This is a genomic window from Schauerella aestuarii, assembly GCF_009866805.1.
Taxonomy (GTDB): domain Bacteria; phylum Pseudomonadota; class Gammaproteobacteria; order Burkholderiales; family Burkholderiaceae_B; genus Schauerella; species Schauerella aestuarii.
Map to the genome: position 1 here is coordinate 914196 of NZ_SIZW01000042.1, position 17163 is coordinate 931358.

The window sequence follows — 17163 nt, forward strand, 5'->3', positions numbered from 1 at the left end:
AATGCCGACAAAGAGTATCACTCCCCCGAAGCGGTGTCGTCGTCGCCGGCTGGTGCCTGCTCGACGACGCCTTTGAGCTTCTGGCTGGCGTGAAACGTGACGACGCGTCGTGCTGCGATCGGAATGGTCTCGCCGGTTTTCGGATTTCGTCCCGGACGCGCGGGCTTGTCGCGCACCTGGAAATTGCCGAAACCCGAGAGCTTCACGGCCTCGCCGCGCGCCAGCGCATCGCGGATCTCTTCGAAAAAGGTATCGACGATATCCTTCGCTTCCCGCTTGTTGAGCCCTACGCGCTCGAACAGCATTTCCGCCAGTTCGGCCTTGGTCAATGTACGCAATTCGGTCTGCATCACCATTCCCGATTCAAATACGCTGACGCGCGTCGTGCTGCGCAATGATGGCGTCGCGCAAGTGCGCGAGGCTGGCCTCGACACGCGCATCGTCCAAGGTCACCTCAGTGTCCTGAAGCCAGAAGCGGAACGCAAGGCTTTTCTCAGCGCGGGCCTGATCGCTGTCGCCCTTGTCGCGCCATACGTCGAACACCTTCACGTCCTGCACGATGGCCAGTTCCGGTATCCGTGCGATCGTTTGCGCGATCGTGTCCAGCACGGCTTGCGCCGCCACCGACACATCGACCCACAATGCCAGATCGCGCACCACAATAGGCTGACGCGACAGCTCCGTCACCTTCGGCAACGCGCCCTGCATCACTGCATCGGCATCCAGTTCGAACACGATCGGCGGATGCTGCAACTCGGCTTGCTGAGTCCAACGCGGATGCCACTCGCCGATCCAACCGATCTCGCGGCCGTCCAACGAGATGCGCGCGCTGCGCCCGGGATGCAACGCTGGATACGGCGCGCTTTCGAAACGCAACTGCGACGCACGTGCGCCGAATAGCGCCTGCACGTCCATCTTCACGTCAAAGAAATCGACCTGGCGCGAAGCGGCGCCCCACTGCTCTTCGACCACCGGTCCCCATGCTGCGCCAGCGATGCGCATCGGCTGGTGAATACCGGCAACCGTCAGATCGCCTTCGGTGACGCTCGCGTCGCGGCTGAACACCCGGCCAAACTCGAACACACGCACCCGGCTTTGCTTACGGTTGGCGTTATGGCGGATATTGGCCACCAGGCCGCCGAGCAAACTGGAGCGCATGACCGACAACTGACTTGCGATCGGGTTCAACAGATTGATCGGGTTGTCGTTACCGGCAAAGTCGTTTTCCCAAGCACGCTCGACGAAGCTGAAATTGACGACTTCCTGATAGTCCTGCAGCGCGAGCACGCGACGCACGGCATGCGCCGGACGAATCGATTCGGGCTCCGAACGCATCTTGGCGCGCGCCACTGGCGGCACATCGGGAATCCGCTCAAAGCCATAGACGCGTGCCACTTCTTCGATCAGATCTTCTTCAATCGTGATATCGAAGCGGTACGAAGGCGGCGCGACGACGAAAGCGTCGCCCTGCTTCTCGAACGGCAGATTCAGACGAGTGAAAATATCGCTCACGGCTGCAGCGTCGACATCGATGCCAAGCACCTGGCGGCAACGCGCCAGGCGCATCGTCACAGGCATGCGCTTGGGCAGATTGACGATCTGATCGTCCACCGGGCCCACCTGGCCGCCGCAAATATCCACCAGCAAACGCGTGATGCGTTCGATGTGATCGGGAATGCTGTCGTAATCCACGCCACGCTCAAAGCGGTGGCTGGCTTCGGAACTGAACTTGAATCGGCGTGCACGTCCGGCGATGGCCTCGGGCCACCAGAAGGCGGCTTCGAGATAGATATTTTGCGTGTCGAGCGTCACGGCCGACGCATCGCCGCCCATGATGCCGGCCAGACTTTCCACCGTATCGCCCACCGCAACCACACCGATATCGCTGTCGAGCGCGACCGTTTGGCCATTGAGCAACAGCAGCGATTCGCCCGCCTTGCCCCAACGCACGGTGAGTCCACCGGCGACCCGATCCAGGTCGAACACGTGCGTCGGACGTCCCAGTTCGAGCATGACGTAATTCGAGATATCGACCAGCGCCGAAATGCTGCGCTGACCAGCCCGTTCGAGGCGTTCCCGCATCCAATCGGGCGTTTGCGCGCGCGCGTTCACGCCGCGGATCACCCGGCCGGCAAAGCGGCCGCACAAATCGGGCGCCTGGACGTCAACGGCCAAACGATCGTCGATCGACGGCGCCACGGGCGTGTACGTCGGCATCTTGAGCGGCACACCGGTGAGTGCGGACACTTCGCGCGCCACACCCAGCATCGACAGGCAGTCGGCACGATTGGGCGTGAGCTTGAGCGTGAAAAGTGTGTCGTCCAGATCGAGCGCATCGCGCACCGATGTTCCGGGCGCAAGCGTCTCGGCCAACGGCAACAAACCGGCGTGGTCTTGCGACAGACCCAGTTCACGCGCCGAGCACAACATGCCGAACGATTCGACGCCGCGCATCTTCGCCTTGCCGATCTTCATGCCGCCCGGCAATTCAGCACCGATGCGCGCCAACGGCACGGTCAGGCCGGCCGCCGCATTGGGCGCGCCACACACGATCTGCACCAAGGGACCGGTGCCGTCATCGACCTGGCACACGCGCAGCTTGTCTGCATCGGGATGCGGTGCGATCTCGACGATACGAGCGACCACCACGCCTTCGAACGGCGGTGCGGCCGTCGTCGTTTCTTCCACTTCGAGACCCGCCATCGTCAACGTATGCGCGAGTGCATCGGAGGACAGGTCGGGGTCGGCCAACGTACGCAGCCAGGATTCAGGAAATTGCATGATCTGCCGTTTATTCGTTGAACTGTCGGAGGAAGCGCAAATCGCCTTCGTAGAATTGGCGCAAGTCGTTCACGCCATAGCGCAACATGGTGAGGCGCTCGAGGCCGGAGCCGAACGCAAAACCGATGTAACGCTCAGGGTCGAGACCGAAATTGCGCACGACTTCCGGGTGCACCTGCCCCGATCCCGAAATCTCGAGCCAGCGGCCACGATTGGGGCCCGACGTGAACATCATGTCGATTTCGGCCGAGGGCTCGGTGAACGGGAAGAACGACGGACGGAAGCGCAACACCAGATCGTCGGTTTCGAAGAAACAACGCAGGAAGTCGGTGTAGACCCCCTTCAGATCCGCGAACGAAATGTTTTCGTCGATCCACAGGCCTTCGACCTGATGGAACATCGGCGAGTGCGTGGCATCGCTATCCACACGATACGTGCGGCCCGGCGCGATCACCTTGATCGGCGGCTTGTGCATGCGCGCATAGCGCACCTGCATCGGGCTCGTGTGCGTGCGCAGCAAGAGCGGCAACCCTTTCTCGTCGTTCATGTCGACGTAGAACGTATCCTGCATCGACCGTGCGGGATGGTTTTCGGGATTGTTCAGTGCCGTGAAATTGGTCCAGTCGGTTTCGATTTCGGGGCCATCGGCCACATCGAATCCAATCGACCGGAAAATGCTTTCGACACGTTCCCAGGTGCGCATCACGGGGTGGATGCCCCCTGCAGTGCGGCCACGACCGGGCAACGTGACGTCGATCGTTTCGGCCGTCAGGCGCGCGTGCAGCTCGGCTTCGGCGAGTGCCGTGCGGCGTGCATTCAGCAACGCTTCGACCTGCTGCTTGGCCTGGTTGATCCGGCCACCCATCTCACGCTTTTGCTCGGGATCGAGTTTGCCCAATCCTTTGAGCAGCACCGTCAGTGCGCCGTCTTTACCCAGAAAGCGGGCCTTGGCGTTTTCGAGCGCCGCGGCGTCGTGCGCTTCAGCGAATCGTTCCTGCGCCTGGCTTACCAGGTCGTCAACCGACTCAGTCATCGTTTTATCAGCCTTAAAAACGCAAACGGGGCCATGAAAGCCCCGTTTGTGGTCATACGCTTGTGGCTAAGCTAATTTAAGCAGCCAAAGCCGAACGCGCTTGCTGCACAATCGCAGCAAAACCCGCCTTGTCGCGCACAGCCAGATCGGCCAGCACTTTGCGATCCAGTTCGATCGAGGCCTTCTTCAGACCGGCGATGAACACGCTGTACGTCATGTCGTGTTCGCGGACGGCGGCGTTGATACGCGCAATCCACAACGAACGGAACGTACGCTTCTTGTTGCGGCGGTCGCGATATGCATATTGACCAGCACGCATGACCGCCTGTTTGGCGATGCGGAAGACGTTACCACGGCGGCCACGGTAACCCTTGGCGGCGGCGATGACTTTTTTGTGACGAGCGCGGGCAGTTACACCACGTTTGACGCGAGGCATATATTTTCTCCGTTAGATCAAGCGAAAGGCATCATGGCCTTGACCGATGCCACGTCAGCTTTGTGAACAGCCGTGGATCCGCGCAGTTGGCGCTTGGTCTTGGTGGATTTCTTGGTCAGGATGTGACGCTTGAACGCCTGACCACGCTTGATCGATCCGCTGCCGCGAACCTGAAAGCGCTTGGAAGCGCTTTTCTTGGTTTTCATCTTGGGCATGATGATTCCGTATTAAGGATGTTGTTGATTTATGCTCACTCAGGTGCTTGCTGCAGCCGCTGGGCATCGATCGAGGGGATGGCACTCACCTGACGGGAGAACGATCCACGCTTGAACGGCGCCGCGCCGATTACGCAAAACTTGGTGACCTGGGAACACTTCTTGGGTACTGCAACTTCGGGCCTGCTTGAAACGCATGGCGCATGCATCGCGGCACCCGACTCGACCCCTGGCGGCTCAACCCTCGCTCGATCATCAAGCGGTAGTCAAACCCTGGCATCGCATCGGTGCACGCCGCAATTCGGCGCCACACTCTTCCCCTGATTCGAAATCCGGGAAAGCCTTTGATTATATAGCGAATTTCACGGCGTTGTCGAATCGAGATTCGTGCCGGCTTCACGGTGGCGGTAGTGTAGTGCCTCGGCCACGTGGGGTGCCTGCAAAGTGGCGCTCTCGGCCAGATCGGCAACGGTGCGCGCCAGGCGCACAACCCGCTGGGCCGCCCGAGGCGACAAGTCCCAGCGGTGGGTGGCCGCCAACCACATCGCCCGCGCGTCATCGTCCATCGGGCAGTGCCCCGCCAATTCGCCCGCATCCAGCTGCGCATTGGGTTTGCCCTGCCGGCGCTGCTGGCGCAAGCGGCACGCGGCAACCTGACGCCGCGCCTGCAATGACGACACCTCGCCGCACACCGCCAACGCCCTCGGATCCGGGGTGGGCACGGCGATGCGCATATCGATGCGATCCAGCAACGGGCCGGACAATTTTGCCGCATACCGCGCCACCTGATCGGCTGTGCACACGCAGGCGCGCCGCGGATGGCCCAGGTATCCGCACGGGCAGGGATTCATGGCCGCGACCAATTGAAATGTGGCGGGATAGGTCACATGGTGGACTGCGCGCGCCAAATGCACCTGGTGCGATTCGATCGGCTCACGCAGCGCCTCCAGCGCATCGCGCCGAAACTCGGGCAATTCGTCGAGAAACAGGACGCCATGATGCGCAAGCGTCACCTCGCCCGGCATGGGACGCGCACCGCCACCAACCAGCGCTGCCGCGGTCGCGCCATGATGCGGTGCTCGAAAAGGCCGCGCCATCGGCATAGGGCGCCCACTAAGCGCCGCGATCGCGGCCGCTTCCAACCACTCCTCCGGCGACAGCGGCGGCAAAATGCCGGGCAGGCGCTGCGCAAGCATGCTCTTGCCTGACCCGGGGGGTCCCACCATCAGCAAGCTGTGCGCGCCGGCCGCGGCCAACATCAATGCCCGGCATGGCGCGGCCTGCCCTCGCACGTCAGACAAACAAAGCCGCGACGCAGCATCCTCGGATGGCGGCGCCGACGGCGCGGCCTGGGTCAGCGGTGCCACGCCACTCAAATGCTCGACCACCGCCACCAGCGAGGCCGCGCCGAATGCGCGAATACCCGGCACATAAGCCGCAGCCGCTGCGCTCCCCCTCGGCAGCAGTACCGCGGCGCCTGTGCGCTCGATCGCCACCGCACGCGCGATCGGCAGCGCAGCGCCCATATCGACGAGCATGCCGGTAAGCGAGAGCTCGCCCGCCAGTACCCAATCCGACAGGTTGGCCGCATCCAGGGCCTGCCCCTGGGCGTCCGCAATCTGGCCGGAAGCCAGCAGGATACCGATCGCGATCGGGAGATCGAAACGCGACGACTCCTTGGGCAAATCGGCGGGCGAAAGATTGACGGTAATGCGCCCGGCAGGAAACGTGTAGCCGGAGGTCAGAATGGCCGCCCGTACCCGCTCGCGGCTTTCGCGCACAGCGGTGTCGACCAAACCCACGACATAGAAAGCAGGCAAGCCTGCCGACACATGCACTTCGACGTGGACCGCCGGCGCATCCAGGCCGCGCAATCCACGGCTGGCAAGTATGGCGAGGCTCATTGCTGCGTGCCCTGTTGAACAACAAGGTCACAGTATGGTCAGCTCGCGTCGGGCGATTGGCAAAAGTGCGTCAATCCCGTCACTTGAGCGGGAGCGATTAAGCACATCGCCCAATGCACCCAACGCACGAAACGCCCCGCTTGCGTGCGATCACGTGCCGCGACCCGCAAAGGGATCGCGTCCGATCAGCGTTCAAGTCTTGTCGAGTGCGCTCAAGCGGGACTCGAGCTGTGCGACCTGCGCCGTCAACTGGTCGACATGCGCGCGCGTACGGGCCAACAGATCGACCTGCACATCGAACTCTTCGCGCGTGACCAGATCCATCTTCGTAAAGGCTTGCGACATCATCGCGCGAGCATTGCGCTCGACGTCGGCGGCCGGGCTACGAGCCAGAAGATCCGAAAAATTCTTCTGAAACTCTTCCAACCAGGGGGCTCGGTTCATATTGTTCATCCTTGATGCTCCATTGACACTCATCAGTGTAGACGCTCGTCCTTCTCGTGGCACACACGCAATAAACCGTGGGCGCACGCCCCGCTCCTGCGGAATCCGCTCATCAAAGCCAAACCGGTCACCGGCTCACACCGGCGTCGCCCGGTTTGCGCCTGCGATTCGGTACGAGGAAATAAAGCTCCCAACGCCGACGCCCGATTCTGGGCATTTGGGACGACCGAAATGGTGCATGACGCCCCACATTAAGCACCACGTCGGTGCAATACAGACCATTTTTCGGCTGCGCCGGCCGTACGCATCCCGTAAACAACCGACATAAATTTTGGCATGGATATTGCTTTTCTGGGGTCGGCAGCGTGAAAACCAGAGAGAGGAAAGAACATGAAACTTATCATCGCCATCATCAAGCCCTTCAAGCTGGACGAAGTGCGGGTGGCTCTGTCGGGAATCGGCGTACAGGGCCTGACGGTTACGGAAGTCAAAGGCTTCGGTCGCCAGAAAGGCCATACCGAGTTGTATCGCGGCGCGGAATACGCCGTGGACTTTCTGCCCAAGCTTCGGGTAGAAGCCGCCATCCCCGACAACCTCGTCGAACAAGCCATCGAAACCATCGAGCAGGCTGCACGCACCGGCAAGATCGGTGACGGCAAGATTTTTATTGCTCCGCTGGAACAAGTCATTCGTATCCGTACGGGTGAAGCCGGCGAAGCCGCACTTTAAGCATAAGAGACGCATTGGAGCCCTGACAAAATGGATAAAGCTGATATCGGTTGGTTGATGGTCTCAACCTTGCTGGTGCTGATGATGGCGCTGCCTGGCCTGGCCTTGTTTTACGGCGGCCTCGTCCGCAGCAAGAACGTTTTGTCGGTGCTGATGCAGGTCACCGCCACGTTTGCGTTGGCGGTTGTGCTCTGGTTCATCTACGGTTACTCACTTGCCTTCACTGAAGGCAACGCCTTCATTGGCGGTTTCTCACGCCTGTTCTTCTCCGGCATGTTCAATCCGGCCGATGGCACCTACGCCATGTCCGGGTCCGTGACCGAAATCGCGTTCGCCTGCTTCCAGGCCACGTTCGCCGGCATCACCTGCGCCCTGATCGTTGGCGCGTTCGCAGAACGCACCCGCTTTTCGGCCGTGCTGGTATTCACCGCGATCTGGATGACGTTCGCCTACCTGCCGATCGCCCATATGGTCTGGTACATCTCGCCGACCAACCCCGGCCTTCTGAATGCGCGTGGCGCACTGGACTTCGCCGGCGGTACGGTCGTGCACATCAACGCGGGTATTGCCGGCCTGGTGGGCGCCTATGTGGTGGGCAAGCGCGTGGGCTACGGCCGTGAAGCCATGCAGCCGCACAACCTGCCGATGACCATGATCGGTGCCGCGTTGCTGTGGGTGGGCTGGTTCGGTTTCAACGCCGGTTCGGCACTGGCTGCCAATGAGAACGCCACGCTGGCCTTCCTGAACACCCTGGTCGCCACTGCTGGCGCCATCCTGGCCTGGACGTTCACCGAATGGGGCATCAAAGGCAAGCCGTCGATGCTGGGTGCCGCTTCCGGTGCTGTTGCCGGCCTGGTAGGCATTACGCCGGCCGCCGGCCTGGTGGGTCCGGTTGGCGCGCTGATCATCGGCATCGTTGCCGGTGTGGTCTGCGTCTGGGGCGTCAATGGTCTGAAGCGCATGCTGCGTGCTGACGATTCGCTGGATGTGTTCGGCGTGCACGGCGTGGGCGGCATTGTCGGCGCCCTCCTCACCGGTGTGTTCAACGCGAAAGCGCTGGGCGGCCCGGGCCTGGACAGCGTTGGCGCCATCGCCGGTCAATTGTGGATCCAGCTCGAAGGCGTGCTGATCACCATCGTGTGGTCTGCGGTTGTGGCCTGGATTGCCTACAAGATTGCCGATATGGTCTGCGGCCTGCGTGTTCCTGAAGATGTGGAACGCGAAGGTCTGGACATCACCTGCCACGGTGAGTCCGCCTATCACAGCTAATTTGCGATTTGTACCGGGTTGACAGCCCGGTGCCCTCAAGGGGAAAAAGAAGCGGGCATACCGGAAACGGTATGCCCGCAATAATTTGTGCTGACGTCTTTTTTTACTGGGCGCAAGCACTTGCGCTCTTCATGTCCAGGCAGGCACTCGCTCTCATCGACGCATGAGCCATTGCGTGTTCTGTCTCACTGGTACGCAGGTACGGCGTCCCGTTTCTTTTCACGTGCCCCCGGATCGCTATTGCTTCGGCGACGGCATCTGCGCTGTGGCCGGCGCCTTGCCATCGCGCTCGACGAAGTCCACTACCCGATCCAGCACCGGCGCCCTGCTGCGCAACGGCCAGGCGATCACGCCGACCATCATGGCGTGACCCAATCCTTCATATATCTCTTCATCCACATACACGCCTCGTGAGCGAAGCAAGGTGGTCATCTGAGCGGTATTGCGATTTGGATCCACGACATCGTCTTTGCTCCCGGCCAGGAGCAACGCAGGTGGCGATGCCGCCGACGCATGCACGATCGGCTGCGAATCCTTCGGCGTATCCGGATAAAGGAAGGCCGGCTTGATGTCGGGGTTCACGATCGGCAGGAAATCGTACGGCCCTGCAAGCCCGATCCAGCCTTTCAGCGCTGCGGGCGACTTGCCGTAGGGCTTCAACCATCGATCGTCCAGCGCGACCATCGCAGCGTTATAGCCACCGGCGCTGTGTCCCATCACAAAAACGCGATTCGCGTCGCCACCGTAGGTCGCGATGTGATCCAACGTCCATGCCACGGCTTGCGCCGAATCCTGCACGAACGCCGGGTAAACAACCTCGGGCGACAGGCGGTAATCGGGCACCACGGTCATGATGCCGCGTGCGGCCAGGGCCTCCGCCACATACATGTAGTCTTTGCGGGATCCGCCCGTCCAGCTTCCGCCATAGAAAAACACCACCACAGGAGGCGGCTTGGCCCCTTTCACGGGTACGTAGACGTCCAATTGCTGTCGCGCAGAGGCGTCGCCATAGGCAATGTCGGCCGTGCGGACGAAGCTGCTTTCTGACGTGACGAGATTGATGGTTTTGAGTGGAGAACAGGCTGCGAGCCCAACGGCAACCACAACGGATGCCGCAACGACGACGACCAACGAACGCATGTATCACCCCGGAAAACGCCGCACAGCGATGGCGCGGATCGACGGGCCATGGCGCAAGCGATGTGCCACGATGCCCTCACCCATCGCGCCGCAATTGCGGAGTTATACGAGTGAAAGCGCGGGATGGATGCGGTCTCGAAGTGATGGCACTGAGCTGCCAACCGATGTGCGCCACGCCTGCATGAGCTCAAGCGTCGTTGAACGTGTCCAGATCGACCGGCAGCGCACGATTCAAGATCGCCGCCACTTTCACACGCAACGCATTGGAGTGCGCGTTGCGAATTTCGCGTTTGACGTCGAGCAACTGCTGCGGGTGCATGGAAAACTCGGTGAGCCCCAGCCCCAGCAGCAGACGCGTCAAGCGGGCATCGCCCGCCATTTCGCCGCAGACGGCAACAGGAATGCCGACACGTTCACCCGCATTGATCGTATGGGCGATCAAACGCAGCACGGCAGGATGCAGCGGATCGTAAAGTGCGTTGACGTCGTGGTCGCCTCGGTCGATCGCCAATGTGTACTGGATCAGGTCATTGGTGCCGATCGACAGAAAATCCAGGGCTTGCGCAAAGGGTTCGATCGCGATGGCGATCGCAGGCACCTCGACCATTGCGCCTACCAGGATCTCGTCGGCATAAGCCTGCCCCCGCGCATCGAGTTCGCTTTTGGCCGACGCGATCGCTGCCCGGGTGGCCTTCACCTCATGCATGTGCGAAATCATTGGCACCAGCAACCGCACCGGGCCGTGCGCAGAGGCGCGCAAAATCGCCCGCAGTTGCGTGGCAAACAATTCGGGGCGTGCCAGACAATAGCGAATGGCTCGCTGACCCAACGCCGGATTGGTCGCCACAGTCGCTTCGCCATCCAGCGTTTTGTCCGATCCGATATCGAGCGTGCGGATCGTCACGCAGCGCCCAGCCATGGCCCGCACGACTGCGGCATATGCCGCGTACTGCTCTTCCTCGTCCGGCAAATCCGGGCGGCCCATGAAGAGAAATTCACTACGGAAAAGACCAATGCCATCAGCACCGGATTGCAGGGCCAACGCCGCCTCATCCGGCAACTCGATATTGGCGTGCAAGGTAATCGTGATGCCGTCCAGCGTGGTGGCGGTTTCATCACGCAGCAGCGCCAGCTCGGCACGGTCTTCGGCGTAGCGGCGTTGCTGCTCACGATATTCGGCGAGAATCGCCGGCGATGGATTGACGACCACGCTGCCTTCGCTGCCGTCCACGATCAGCATGTCGCCGTCGCGCACCAGTTGCCGCACGTTGCCAATGGCCACGACCGCCGGCACGCCCATGCTGCGTGCCACGATGGCGGTGTGTGATGTGGGGCCGCCCAGGTCGGTGACGAACGCCGCGAACCGCCCGCCGCGCAAGCGCAGCATATCCGCCGGTGAAATATCATGTGCGACCACGACCAGCATATCGTCGCCGTCGACGTTATCGACGCCGTTCAGAAGCGTGGTCGAACCCGACAGCACCATCAGCACCCGCTCGATCACCTGGCGCACATCGGCGCCACGCTCACGCAGATACTCATCGTCCATGTCGTCGAACTGGCGCACCAGACTCTGACCTTGCGTGGTCAGCGCCCACTCCGCGTTGTAGTGCCGCTCCGAGATGAGGGCCAACGCGGGCTCGGCCAGCAACGGGTCGCCCAGCAGCAATTCATGAACATGCAGCATGGCGCCCAGCTCACGGGGCGCATCGGCCGGCAGTGTGGCCGCCATATGGTGCATATCCGCCTGCGCCGCCGCGATGGCGGCCGTCAGCCGCTCTCGTTCGGCCTGGACATCGTCGGCACCGATTCGGTAATGCGCCACCTCGAGCGCAGCCGCGCCCAACACGACCGCGCGTCCGATGGCATAACCGCGCGCCACCGCTTTGCCGCTCAGGCAAATGACGGGACCGGGCGCGGGTGCGGTCGTCAAGGGCTACTCCGCTTCGCCGAACCGGCTGTCGAACAGCGCTTCGATATCGGTCAATGCCTGATCGGCATCCATACCCGATGCATCCAATTTGACGGTAACGCCCCGTCCCGCCGCCAACATCATCACGCCCATGATGCTTTTCGCATTGACGCGCTGGGCGCCCTTGGAAATGAAGATCTCGCTCGAATACTTACCGGCGAGCTGGGTGAGCTTGGCTGCTGCGCGTGCGTGCAGGCCCAATTTGTTGCTGATGACGATTTCTTTTGTTGGCATGGGCGATGTTTGTCACGGAACACGGATCGGCGATCAGTCTACACGCAACACGCCCTGCATACCGCCCGACAATGCCTTTTCTCGCATTTCGGAAAGCGGCTGATCGCGATAGGTCAACGCCCGCAGCAGCATGGGCGTGTTCAAGCCCGCCACCACGCAACAGGGCACGCCGGAAGCTTGCGCCTCGGCGACCGCGCGCTTGGCGATATTAGCCGGCGTGGCACCCACCAGATCGGTCAATACCAGCACACCCTCACCATGATCGGCCTCGAGAATGTCGCGCAAGATCTGCGGCGCGAGATCGTCGGGTTTATCGTCAGGGAGGATATCGTGCACGGACACGTCCTCGACCTGTCCCAGCACATGGCTGGCACAGTTGAGCAAGGCGCCGCCCAGAGGCGTGTGCACGACGATCACAATACCGATCATGATGTGGCGATCGCCTCGTTGGGCACTGCAACACTACCGGACACAGCGCGCTCGAGCGCCTGCGCAAACATATCGGCCACGTCAAAGCCGGTCTGCTCGGTGATCTCGACAAAGCACGTCGGACTGGTAACGTTGATTTCGGTCACATATTCACCGATCACATCCAGGCCGATCAGCAGCAGTCCCCGCGCGGCCAGCTTGGGCGCAACGGCCATCGCAATGCGGCGATCGGATTCGGACAACGGTTGCGCCACGCCGCGGCCACCGGCCGCGAGGTTGCCCCGCGTTTCGCCGGCCAGCGGAATACGCGCCAAGGCATACGGCACCGGCTCGCCCCCGATGATCAGGATGCGTTTGTCGCCCTTGACGATCTCGGGAATGTAGCGCTGCGCCATGATCGTCTGCTGACCGTTATCGGTGAGCGTTTCGAGAATGGCATTGAGATTGGCGTCGTTAGGCTGCAGACGGAAAATACCCGTGCCGCCCATGCCGTCCAGCGGCTTGACGATGACGTCCTTATGCTCGGCATAAAACGCCTTGATTCGCGCCATGCTGCTCGTCACGAGGGTCGGCGTCGTCAACTCGGGAAACTCGGTGATCGCGAGCTTCTCGGGATGATTGCGGATGGCCGATCCCTGATTGAAGACGCGCGCGCCCTTGGCTTGCGCGTAATCGAGCAACTGCGTGGAATACACGTATTCCATGTCGAACGGCGGATCCTTGCGCATAAGCACAGCGTCGAACGCCGCAACCGGCTGCTCCGCCGCCTCGCCGCGTGCCGTCCACCACTCATGCCCGTGCAGATCCGCATCGGACACAAGCGCGATGGGTTCGTAACGAGCAAACACGGTGCCGTGATCGATGTACAGATCGCTTTGCAATGCCACCGAAAGCGTATGACCCCGTGCGTGCAGTGCACGCATCATGGCCACGGACGAATCCTTGTACGCCTTTAGCCCGGGCAAGGGATCCAACACAAACAATACATGCATGACAGCATCCAATACGTGAGCCGCCCTCCCGCAGGAAAGGCGGCTTAAATCAACAGCGCAATGGCTCCGGCCGCCGTACGCGACAGGTGCATCGCGACGCGCCGATCACGTCCTGAAGGTCAGGATGATGCCGAATCAGGCTTGGCAGGCGTCACTTTTTTCTTGGGCGACAGCACCATGATCATCTGACGGCCTTCCAACTTGGGCATGGCCTCGACTTGAGCCAGCTCAAGCAAGTCGTCACGCACACGTTCCAGCATACGCATCCCGAGGTCCTGGTGGGCCATCTCGCGCCCACGGAAACGCAGCGAAACCTTCGCCTTGTCGCCCTCTTCGAGGAATCGCTTCAGGTTGCGCAGCTTGACCTGATAGTCACCCTCGTCGGTCGCGGAACGGAACTTGACTTCCTTGACCTGGATGACCTTCTGCTTGCCGCGCGCTTCAGCCTGACGCTTTTGTTCTTGGTACTTGAACTTGCCGTAGTCCATGAGCCGACACACGGGCGGCTCTGCATTGGGCGCAATCTCGACCAGGTCGACATTGGCTTCTTCAGACAATTTGAACGCATCGGCAAGCTTGACGATACCTAACTGTTCCCCATCCAATCCGATCAGTCGCACTTCGGGGACACGGATTTCACCGTTGATGCGATTTGCTTTTTCAGTGGCGATGTTGACAACTCCTAGTAATTAAACGACAGCAGGTTCAGGTTGCACGATCGACTGCACGACGTTGCGGCGCAGCGCCACATCTTCGTTCAAACGTCCGACGAAATCCTCGAAGGGAATGGCGCCCAGATCCAGACCGCCCAACCCACGAACCGCTACTTTGCCAGCTTGCCTTTCTTTATCGCCCACGACAAGGATGTACGGGACTTTCTGCAAGCTGTGTTCTCTGATTTTATAAGTGATTTTTTCACCACGCAAATCAGACTGAACTCTAAAGCCTTGTTTTTTCAAGCTTTGTGTGATTTCGGCGGCATAATCAGCCGATCCTTCCGAAATGCAGCACACCACAGCCTGAATCGGCGCAAGCCACGGCGGCATCGCACCAGCGTGGTTTTCAAGCAACATTCCAATGAAGCGCTCGAACGATCCGAGGATCGCCCGATGCAACATCACGGGCGTGCGACGCTGATCCTGGGCATCGACGAACTCGGCGCCCAAGCGCTGGGGCATTGAAAAGTCGACCTGAATCGTGCCGCACTGCCAATGACGGCCGATGGCATCCTTGAGCGTGTACTCGATTTTCGGCCCGTAGAACGCGCCCTCACCCGGCGACACCTCAAACGCACATCCGGTGCGACGCAAGCTTTCCATCAACGCGTCTTCGGCGCGGTCCCAGGTTTCATCGGACCCGATCCGCTTTTCAGGACGCGTGGCGACCTTGAACAACACTTCGTTGAAACCGAAATCGCGATACACCTTTTGCAGCAGTGCGGTAAACGCCGCGCACTCGTCCTGCAATTGATCCTCGGTACAGAAAATGTGGCCGTCATCCTGCGTAAAACCGCGTACGCGCATCATGCCGTGCAACGAACCCGAGGGCTCATTGCGATGGCATTGACCGAACTCGCCATACCGCAATGGCAGATCGCGATAGGAATGCAGACCCGAATTGAAGATCTGCACGTGACCAGGGCAATTCATCGGCTTCAAACCGTACATGCGGTTTTCGGACTCGGTCGTGAACATGTTTTCACGATAGTTTTCCCAGTGGCCCGTTTTTTTCCACAGCGACAGATCGAGAATCTGGGGCGCCTTCACCTCCTGGTAGCCGTTGTCGCGATACACGCCACGCATGTATTGCTCCACCTGCTGCCATAACGCCCAGCCCTTGGGATGCCAGAAAATCAGGCCCGGCCCTTCTTCCTGGAAATGGAACAGGTCGAGATCACGGCCCAGCTTGCGGTGGTCGCGCTTTTCAGCCTCTTCCAGCATGTGCAGGTAAGCGTCCTGATCTTCCTTATTGGCCCAGGCGGTGCCGTAGATGCGTTGAAGCATCTCGTTATTGCTGTCGCCACGCCAATACGCGCCGGCAACCTTCATCAATTTGAAGACCTTGAGCTTGCCGGTCGACGGCACGTGCGGGCCGCGGCAAAGATCGACGAAGCTGCCTTCGCGATACAGGCTGATGTTTTCATTGGACGGGATCGACGCAATGATTTCGGCCTTGTAGTCTTCGCCGATGCCCTTGAAGAACGTGACCGCATCGTCGCGCTTCCACTCTTCGCGCGTCACCGGCTCGTCGCGTTTAGCGATCTCAGCCATCTTTTTCTCGATCGCAGCCAGATCGTCGGGCGTAAATGGGCGCTTGTACGAAAAGTCGTAATAGAAGCCGTTGTCGATGACCGGACCAATGGTGACCTGCGCGTCCGGAAACAGCGACTTGACCGCATAGGCCAAAAGGTGGGCGGTCGAGTGGCGAATCAGGTCCAGCCCGTCGGCATCTTTGGCGGTCACGATCGCAAGCTGCGTGTCGTGGTCGAGCACGAAGCTCGTATCGACGAGTTTCGTTGTGCCATCCGCACCGGTTACTTTCCCGCCGAGCGCGGCGCGAGCCAAACCTGCGCCGATCGACTGAGCGACTTCGGCGACGGTGACTGGTGCCGGATAAGCGCGTTGCGACCCGTCAGGCAAAGTAATCTGAAGCATGGGATTCCTGAGTAAAAAGAAAAACGCGGCCTTTGAGCCGCGTCGTCCAGAAGTCTTGTCGGGATGAACTACAAGGTAACCGGCACCTTGCCCGAACACAAACCACCGGCGCGGCGTGTCGCGCAAGTGTGTGTCGTTCGAGTCAACGTTCGCCAAGTCATGAATGCTTTCATCATCACGTAAGTCTACCACGCAGCCCTGGATTTACCAGCCGGCAATGATTCATCGTTGGGCTGAAGCAACCAGTAACGCTCGCTGCCCGCCTCGGAAAATGCATCGGCAGCAATTCCCACGGCCGTCAATTGGCTCGCATACGCAGCCAGGGCGCGCGTTTTCGCCTCTCCTGCGCCTTGATTAGCGGTCGCATCGCGCCAGAGCGGCATCACCGCCACGCGCGTCGCAGCAATGCCGGCTGCGCCAAGGGCGCTCAATCGTGACTGCACCACACCCGCACGCGCGGCGTAAGGCAGATCCTCATACGCCAGCCACTGCATCGCGCCTCTGTACTGACGTATCGCTTCAAGCGCGCCAGCGTGAATACGTTCGTGGTCGCAATGGTGCAGTCCCAGCGGCAATAGCACCGTGTCTGGCCGCCATTCAGCAATCGCCGCCGCAACGGCGGTCGCCACATGGCGCACCGAGGGCAACGCACCGTACTGGCTATCGAGAAAATCTTCGTAGTGAGCCTGCACATCGAGAATCGCCATCGCCGCGCCATCTTCCGCACGGCGCGCTGCCATGGCGGCAGCGCTGCTCTCAAATCCACATCGGGCATCCCACTCGCCTATGCCGTAGTCGCCGGCTGGTGAGCCCGCCAGGAGGGTCACCACATGCGCCTTCGCGCTGGCGCTCATCAACATCCCGCAACTAATGGCGGCGTCATCCAGATGCGGCGAGAGCACGAGCACGACGCCTGGGTCGATCACGCTGT

Annotated in this window: 17 protein-coding genes; 2 read left to right on the forward strand and 15 right to left on the reverse strand. The window is 60.9% G+C overall.

Annotation, left to right across the window (positions count from 1 at the left end; all coding sequences use genetic code 11):
* Positions 1–17 precede the first annotated feature (17 nt).
* From EYW45_RS19275 to EYW45_RS19305, 7 genes are all read right to left on the reverse strand, one after another.
* Entirely contained in the window at positions 18–350 is a 333-nt protein-coding gene (locus EYW45_RS19275; protein ID WP_161137017.1) for an integration host factor subunit alpha, read from the reverse strand.
* Between the two features lie 13 nt (positions 351–363).
* Positions 364–2781, reverse strand: a complete 2418-nt coding sequence (gene pheT, locus EYW45_RS19280) for a phenylalanine--tRNA ligase subunit beta (RefSeq protein ID WP_161137018.1) — start codon at positions 2779–2781, stop codon at positions 364–366.
* Positions 2782–2791: 10 nt separating this feature from the next.
* Entirely contained in the window at positions 2792–3814 is a 1023-nt protein-coding gene (gene pheS / locus EYW45_RS19285; protein ID WP_161137019.1) for a phenylalanine--tRNA ligase subunit alpha, read from the reverse strand.
* Positions 3815–3890: 76 nt separating this feature from the next.
* A complete protein-coding gene (rplT, locus tag EYW45_RS19290; protein WP_161137020.1) occupies positions 3891–4250 on the reverse strand; it encodes a 50S ribosomal protein L20 in 360 nt (119 codons plus the stop codon).
* A 17-nt stretch (positions 4251–4267) separates the two neighbouring features.
* On the reverse strand, positions 4268–4465 hold the full coding sequence (gene rpmI / locus EYW45_RS19295; protein ID WP_161137021.1) for a 50S ribosomal protein L35: 198 nt from the start codon (positions 4463–4465) through the stop codon (positions 4268–4270).
* A 362-nt stretch (positions 4466–4827) separates the two neighbouring features.
* Positions 4828–6369: a YifB family Mg chelatase-like AAA ATPase gene (locus EYW45_RS19300; RefSeq protein ID WP_161137022.1), complete on the reverse strand. Its 1542-nt coding sequence runs from the start codon at positions 6367–6369 to the stop codon at positions 4828–4830.
* Positions 6370–6561: 192 nt separating this feature from the next.
* Positions 6562–6813, reverse strand: a complete 252-nt coding sequence (locus tag EYW45_RS19305) for an accessory factor UbiK family protein (protein ID WP_407924937.1) — start codon at positions 6811–6813, stop codon at positions 6562–6564.
* Positions 6814–7203: 390 nt separating this feature from the next.
* Between EYW45_RS19305 and EYW45_RS19310 the strand changes: the two genes are divergently transcribed.
* On the forward strand, positions 7204–7542 hold the full coding sequence (locus tag EYW45_RS19310) for a P-II family nitrogen regulator (protein WP_161137024.1): 339 nt from the start codon (positions 7204–7206) through the stop codon (positions 7540–7542).
* A 30-nt stretch (positions 7543–7572) separates the two neighbouring features.
* Entirely contained in the window at positions 7573–8811 is a 1239-nt protein-coding gene (gene amt, locus EYW45_RS19315) for an ammonium transporter (RefSeq protein WP_161137025.1), read from the forward strand.
* 237 nt (positions 8812–9048) lie between these two features.
* Here amt and EYW45_RS19320 read toward each other — a convergent pair whose 3' ends face one another.
* The 8 genes from EYW45_RS19320 to EYW45_RS19355 all read right to left on the reverse strand — a co-directional run bounded on the left by EYW45_RS19320 (position 9049) and on the right by EYW45_RS19355 (position 17158).
* The gene (locus tag EYW45_RS19320) at positions 9049–9951 is read right to left on the reverse strand and encodes an alpha/beta hydrolase (RefSeq protein WP_161137026.1); all 903 of its coding nucleotides are present in this window, start codon (positions 9949–9951) and stop codon (positions 9049–9051) included.
* A gap of 187 nt (positions 9952–10138) precedes the next feature.
* Positions 10139–11848 (reverse strand): phosphoenolpyruvate--protein phosphotransferase, encoded by a 1710-nt coding sequence (ptsP, locus tag EYW45_RS19325; protein WP_161137129.1) that lies wholly within the window; start codon positions 11846–11848, stop codon positions 10139–10141.
* A gap of 39 nt (positions 11849–11887) precedes the next feature.
* The gene (locus EYW45_RS19330) at positions 11888–12157 is read right to left on the reverse strand and encodes an HPr family phosphocarrier protein (protein WP_161137027.1); all 270 of its coding nucleotides are present in this window, start codon (positions 12155–12157) and stop codon (positions 11888–11890) included.
* A 33-nt stretch (positions 12158–12190) separates the two neighbouring features.
* Positions 12191–12586 carry a PTS sugar transporter subunit IIA gene (locus EYW45_RS19335; protein WP_161137028.1) on the reverse strand — a complete coding sequence of 132 codons (396 nt, stop codon included), beginning with the start codon at positions 12584–12586 and terminating at the stop codon, positions 12191–12193.
* Positions 12583–13578 carry a glutathione synthase gene (gene gshB / locus EYW45_RS19340; protein WP_161137029.1) on the reverse strand — a complete coding sequence of 332 codons (996 nt, stop codon included), beginning with the start codon at positions 13576–13578 and terminating at the stop codon, positions 12583–12585. Before gshB ends, EYW45_RS19335 begins: the two co-directional genes overlap by 4 nt.
* A 119-nt stretch (positions 13579–13697) precedes the next feature.
* Positions 13698–14249: a translation initiation factor IF-3 gene (gene infC, locus EYW45_RS19345; RefSeq protein ID WP_161137130.1), complete on the reverse strand. Its 552-nt coding sequence runs from the start codon at positions 14247–14249 to the stop codon at positions 13698–13700.
* A gap of 18 nt (positions 14250–14267) precedes the next feature.
* The gene (thrS, locus tag EYW45_RS19350) at positions 14268–16232 is read right to left on the reverse strand and encodes a threonine--tRNA ligase (protein WP_161137030.1); all 1965 of its coding nucleotides are present in this window, start codon (positions 16230–16232) and stop codon (positions 14268–14270) included.
* 185 nt (positions 16233–16417) lie between these two features.
* Positions 16418–17158 (reverse strand): PIG-L deacetylase family protein, encoded by a 741-nt coding sequence (locus EYW45_RS19355; RefSeq protein ID WP_161137031.1) that lies wholly within the window; start codon positions 17156–17158, stop codon positions 16418–16420.
* Positions 17159–17163: the final 5 nt, after the last annotated feature.

Coding starts and splice junctions, on each gene's coding strand:
- pheT (WP_161137018.1), bottom strand. CDS start 2,781: ATGCAATTTCCTGAATCCTGGCTGCGTACGTTGGCCGACCCCGACCTG.
- EYW45_RS19305 (WP_407924937.1), bottom strand. CDS start 6,813: ATGAACCGAGCCCCCTGGTTGGAAGAGTTTCAGAAGAATTTTTCGGAT.
- EYW45_RS19335 (WP_161137028.1), bottom strand. CDS start 12,586: ATGATCGGTATTGTGATCGTCGTGCACACGCCTCTGGGCGGCGCCTTG.
- EYW45_RS19300 (WP_161137022.1), bottom strand. CDS start 6,369: ATGAGCCTCGCCATACTTGCCAGCCGTGGATTGCGCGGCCTGGATGCG.
- pheS (WP_161137019.1), bottom strand. CDS start 3,814: ATGACTGAGTCGGTTGACGACCTGGTAAGCCAGGCGCAGGAACGATTC.
- rpmI (WP_161137021.1), bottom strand. CDS start 4,465: ATGCCCAAGATGAAAACCAAGAAAAGCGCTTCCAAGCGCTTTCAGGTT.
- gshB (WP_161137029.1), bottom strand. CDS start 13,578: ATGCATGTATTGTTTGTGTTGGATCCCTTGCCCGGGCTAAAGGCGTAC.
- amt (WP_161137025.1), top strand. CDS start 7,573: ATGGATAAAGCTGATATCGGTTGGTTGATGGTCTCAACCTTGCTGGTG.
- EYW45_RS19310 (WP_161137024.1), top strand. CDS start 7,204: ATGAAACTTATCATCGCCATCATCAAGCCCTTCAAGCTGGACGAAGTG.
- rplT (WP_161137020.1), bottom strand. CDS start 4,250: ATGCCTCGCGTCAAACGTGGTGTAACTGCCCGCGCTCGTCACAAAAAA.
- EYW45_RS19330 (WP_161137027.1), bottom strand. CDS start 12,157: ATGCCAACAAAAGAAATCGTCATCAGCAACAAATTGGGCCTGCACGCA.
- thrS (WP_161137030.1), bottom strand. CDS start 16,232: ATGCTTCAGATTACTTTGCCTGACGGGTCGCAACGCGCTTATCCGGCA.
- EYW45_RS19275 (WP_161137017.1), bottom strand. CDS start 350: ATGCAGACCGAATTGCGTACATTGACCAAGGCCGAACTGGCGGAAATG.
- EYW45_RS19320 (WP_161137026.1), bottom strand. CDS start 9,951: ATGCGTTCGTTGGTCGTCGTCGTTGCGGCATCCGTTGTGGTTGCCGTT.